Origin of the sequence: Hyphomonas sp. (genome assembly GCF_046313735.1) — a bacterium.
Lineage (GTDB): Bacteria > Pseudomonadota > Alphaproteobacteria > Caulobacterales > Hyphomonadaceae > Hyphomonas.
In genome coordinates, this window is record NZ_JBKBXW010000082.1 from 1 (window position 1) to 3,096 (window position 3,096).

The 3,096-nt window shown below is 61.9% G+C and carries 2 protein-coding genes; one reads left to right on the forward strand and one right to left on the reverse strand.

Going from position 1 to position 3,096, the window contains the following annotated elements; genetic code table 11:
* Nucleotides 1-162: 162 nt before the first annotated feature.
* Nucleotides 163-741 carry a TetR/AcrR family transcriptional regulator gene (locus ACK4SV_RS16475; RefSeq protein WP_409918931.1) on the reverse strand — a complete coding sequence of 193 codons (579 nt, stop codon included), beginning with the start codon at nt 739-741 and terminating at the stop codon, nt 163-165.
* A gap of 259 nt (nt 742-1,000) precedes the next feature.
* Here ACK4SV_RS16475 and ACK4SV_RS16480 point away from each other — a divergent pair.
* Nucleotides 1,001-3,096: cation-translocating P-type ATPase (locus ACK4SV_RS16480; RefSeq protein ID WP_409918932.1), on the forward strand; the 2,096-nt coding region annotated here is incomplete at its 3' end.

Consider the following 3,096-nt stretch of genomic DNA (forward strand, 5'->3'; position numbering starts at 1 on the left):
TGATGTCAAATACTGAAAGGTCTTCGCTCATCCTGGTAGTTTCATGTCAGAAAAACAAAAAAGCAACATGGCGCATGCTGATTGTTCGCAGGACGCCAGAAAACTATGCTCCGTTCTGCGATTACGCTTGAAAAATGTCACTCGCGTGCCGAAAGGAGGCATCTAAAGCGGCGAAATCGCCAGTTCGATCAACCGGCTGATGCGGGCGTGCACGCGTTTGCGTTCATCCTCATCGGCATAGGATTGGCCCGTTATGCGCATGCTGATGGACACGCCCATCAGCAAAGCCCCAAAAATCTGTGACCGGGTCATAGCGTGGTCTCCGCCGATCACCTCGGCAAACGGACGATGGAACCGCTCATCGATCGAAGCTTGCACGAGCGGCGCGGCCGTGGGCGAGCTCGCGGAATGCAATAGGATGAGTATGTCATCCATGGGGTTTTCTTCCTTCGCTTCGGGCGGTTCCAGCAGGAGGTCCGCAACCCGCTCCGGCAAACCTTCCATTTGCTCGCCGATCAGATCGAGACCGCGCTTTCCGCTCCGTAGCACCTCGGAGAACAATTCCTCTTTTGACCCGAAGTAACGCGACACCAGGGCAGCGTCAGCGCCGCTGAGTGAGGCAATCTCGCGGATGCCGACATTCTCATAGCTGTCGCGCGCGAATAGGGTCCGCGCAGCGCTCAGAATGGCAGATTTGGTCGCGGCGGCATCTCTGCGACGGACAAGTTGCGGCTTTTTCATGCGTCTTTCTACCCCAGAAAAATAAATATGTCATCGCCTGTTGACTTGTGCTTTTCCCCATTACTGTTGTCATCAACAGCCGATGACTTATTCGCGGAATTTTTCTTCTCAGCTGTGTATGAAGTAGGCCGCCTGCCGGGCGTGACTACGTAACTTCCACGGTTATCAGGTGCGGCCCGTTTCGGTCTAACGATCTTGGGCCAAGCGGAAGGCTTCTCTGACCGCAGCCCTGTCTGCTGCCCAGTGTGGAGGCCTAACCTTGACCGAAACTCTCCCGCAAACTTTCGCAGCAGAGGGGCAGTATCACGCCCGCCCCGCCCCGGAGATCCTGTCAGAACTCGGCGTCGATCCATCGACCGGCCTGACGGATAGTGAAGCCGCTGCTCGCCTCGCCAGCCATGGCCCGAACCGCCTGCTGGCCCCGAAGCCGCGCAACGTGTTCCTGCGCTTCCTTTCGCATTTCCACAATGTGCTCATCTATGTCTTGATCGGGGCTGGCCTTGTGACGGCCTTTCTCCAGCACTGGATCGACACAGTCGTAATATTCGCCGTCGTCATCATCAACGCTGCTATTGGCTTCATCCAGGAGGGGCGCGCGGAGCGGGCGATGGAGGCGATCCGGGATATGCTGACACCCCACGCTTCTGTGCTGCGCGGTGGCAAAAGGGTGACCGTCGAGGGCGAGGCGTTGGTGCCGGGCGACATCGTCCTCCTCGAAGCAGGCGACAAGGTGCCCGCCGATCTGCGCGTCATTCAGGCCAGCAATCTTCAAGTGCAGGAAGCCATTCTCACCGGGGAATCCGTTCCCGTCAGCAAGCACACAGAGCCCGCCGCGGCAGACGCACCTTTAGGCGACCGGAAATCTCTCCTCTTCAGCGGTACACTGGTCACGTCCGGCACGGCCCGCGGCGTCGTCATTGCGACTGGCCCGGCCACGGAAATTGGCCGGATCAGCGGTCTCCTCAGCGAAGTGCAGACCCTGACCACGCCGCTCGTGACCCAGATGGCCAGCTTTGCACGCTGGCTTACGGTAATGATCCTGCTGATCGCGGCGCTGCTGCTCATCTATGGATACTTTGTCGACCATTTCGAATTCATCGATGTGTTTATGGCGGTGGTCAGCCTTGCCGTGGCCGCCATTCCGGAGGGGCTGCCTGCCGTCCTGACCATCACGCTGGCGGTCGGCGTCCAGGCCATGGCACGGCGCAACGCCATCGTCCGGCGCCTGCCCGCGATCGAGACGATCGGTTCCGTGTCGGTCATCTGCAGCGACAAGACCGGCACCCTGACCCGCAACGAGATGGTTGTCAGCGCCGTTGTGACCGCGGCCGGAAAGTCCGAAATCGGCGGCGAAGGGTACGCACCGAGGGGCGACGTCAAAGGCGCAAACCCTGCCGCGCTGGCGCCGCTCGCCCGGGTCGCCGCGCTCTGCAACGATGCCAGCTTGATCGAAGTGGAGGGGAACTGGCAGGTTGAGGGTGACCCGATGGAGGGCGCCCTCATCGCGCTCGCCGGCAAACTCGGTATCAACCGCTCGGACGCCGAAATACGCGAGCCGCGCATCGCCGAGATCCCGTTCGACTCCTCGAGCCGTTACATGGCCACGCTGCACAGTCAGGCGGGCGGGGAAGCCCTCATCTGCGTCAAGGGCGCGCCGGAACGGATTACCACGATGGCCTCCTTCCAACGTGCCGCGGATGGAACCAGCGAGCCCGTCGATGCTGCTTACTGGCAACGCCTCGGCGACGAGATTGCCGGGCAGGGCATGCGCGTCCTGGCGCTGGCGGAGCGGCGGCTCGACACGCCGCCCAAGGCATTCAGTCCCACGGACCTAGAGGACGGCGTCGTCCTTCTTGGCCTCGTCGGCCTCATCGATCCGCCGCGGGCCGAGGCGATCGAAGCGGTTGCGGCCTGTCACCAGGCCGGCATCGCCGTAAAGATGATCACCGGCGATCATGCCGGCACCGCCGCCGCCATCGGCCGGCAGATCGGCCTCGCCAATCCGGGCGAGGTGCTCACCGGCGCGGATCTGGACCTGCTCGACGATGCGAACCTGCAGGCGCGCATCGAGCGAACCAACATCTTCGCCCGCACCAGCCCCGAGCATAAACTCCGCCTCGTCACCGCCCTGCAGGCGCGCGGTCTTAGCGTCGCCATGACCGGCGACGGGGTGAATGATGCCCCCGCCCTGAAGCGCGCTGATGTCGGCATCGCGATGGGCCGCAAAGGCTCCGAGGCGGCGAAGGAAGCGGCCGATCTTGTTCTCGCGGATGACAACTTCGCTTCGATCGTTGCGGGCGTGCAGGAAGGCCGCACAGTCTATGACAACATCAAGAAAGTCATCAGCTGGACTCT